The 1,309-nt window shown below is 45.9% G+C and carries 2 protein-coding genes and 1 pseudogene; all 3 read right to left on the bottom strand.

Translation table 11 applies throughout. The annotated features are described in order from the left end of the window. Positions 1-6: 6 nt before the first annotated feature. Complete coding sequence (locus tag AC1F2U_RS34710) at positions 7-381, bottom strand: hypothetical protein (protein ID WP_480265273.1); 375 nt, start codon at positions 379-381, stop codon at positions 7-9. Further along, positions 356-541, bottom strand: a complete 186-nt coding sequence (locus tag AC1F2U_RS34705) for a hypothetical protein (protein ID WP_480265272.1) — start codon at positions 539-541, stop codon at positions 356-358. Before AC1F2U_RS34705 ends, AC1F2U_RS34710 begins: the two co-directional genes overlap by 26 nt. A gap of 13 nt (positions 542-554) precedes the next feature. Further along, a pseudogene (locus tag AC1F2U_RS34700) lies at positions 555-1,309 on the bottom strand (IS110 family transposase); the annotation flags it as partial.

The raw sequence follows: 1,309 nt of genomic DNA, 5'->3' as shown, positions 1-1,309 counted from the left end.
TTCACTCTAGTCATTTGAAAGCTTAAAAACTTGAGTGCATATTTTCAGATGCCCCTGTATTGCATCATCCCAGGTGGGGTAGAAGTTCCTTTTTCCATCCATTACCCCACCCATGACCAAAGTTTCAAATATCATCGGTTGAGAAAGCGAGTTGCAGCTGCCAGGGTTTAAGTCTATGCCCACGAATCTAGTTGAAACGATAGAGTCTTTAAGTTCATTGATCATAACCGTGGTGCTAGCTGACATTATCCACAAAGACCACTCCATAAAAGACTCAACAGGAACCGGGGTTTGTCCTTCTAATTTGTAATAGTACTGATTAGGCATAATCTTCATTTTGTCTCTTGGGCGGTTATCAAGGGTAATACTCGTATTCTTCATAGCCTGTTTTTTCTAGTTCACAAGCTTCAAGTATTTCGGCATCACACAAATTACAGCAAGCTCCGGCATGATTCCATGAAGAAGTAAGTTTAAATTCAAAGTTGGGTTCTAGCTCCCCTTCTTCAATCACCTGGTCGCACCAGGGGCATTCAATGTTCATAATTCCGTTTTTGTCACTTCAAGTTTTTAACTAATTCTCTAAACAGTAGCCGCGCTCCTTTAGCTGCAACGCGATTTCTAACCAGCTTCACCGGACGACCAGCTGCTTTTTCAGTATCCAATTGTTCGCCCAAAGTTTTACCAATATCATTTTTGAGCCGCGATCGCTTCGGCTCAATTCTGGTAAACACCCATTGCCAGAGAGACTTACGACATAAATCTGAACCGCCTACTACTTTGGCTTTGCGGCTATCGCCAGATGCTTCAAGTGATGGAGCAGCGCCCAAGGCTTTCTGAAATCTTCTCAGTGAAAGGTGGCGTTTGGTAGGCTTTTTCGAGTTTCGCCCCTGGCGTATCCTCACCTCTGGCTTACCATCAGCATCCAGGAATCCCTCAATGGGGTAAATCTGGGAGAGAACGATCGCCTAACTGCGATCGCCAAATCCAAACTTTTTGAAAACTGTGCGGTAATGGTCAAATCGAGAGTCGGCAAGCAGTTCTCTTAACTCTCCCTCGATGACGTGTTCTTCCCTCTGGAGGTCACAGATACGTTTTGCGTGTTCTCGAACAGTGTCGGTTATGCCAAGTCCGACAGATTGAGAGTAAAGGCGGTCGTAGCGCGTACTTTTCCGAATTCCTGCAAGCCACCCCCAAAGCAAAGGCGCTTCACCCAATTCACCCCGCCGGGACTTTACTAGTGCAACTTCTGGAAACTGCCACGCTAAATCCTGCCGCGCACGATTCACGATCGGAGACTGAACGCGATTTA

The sequence above is a fragment of the Nostoc sp. LEGE 12454 genome, from assembly GCF_056620565.1.
The sequence above is the reverse complement of the archived record's forward strand: the minus strand, read 5'-3'. Positions and strand labels throughout refer to the sequence as shown.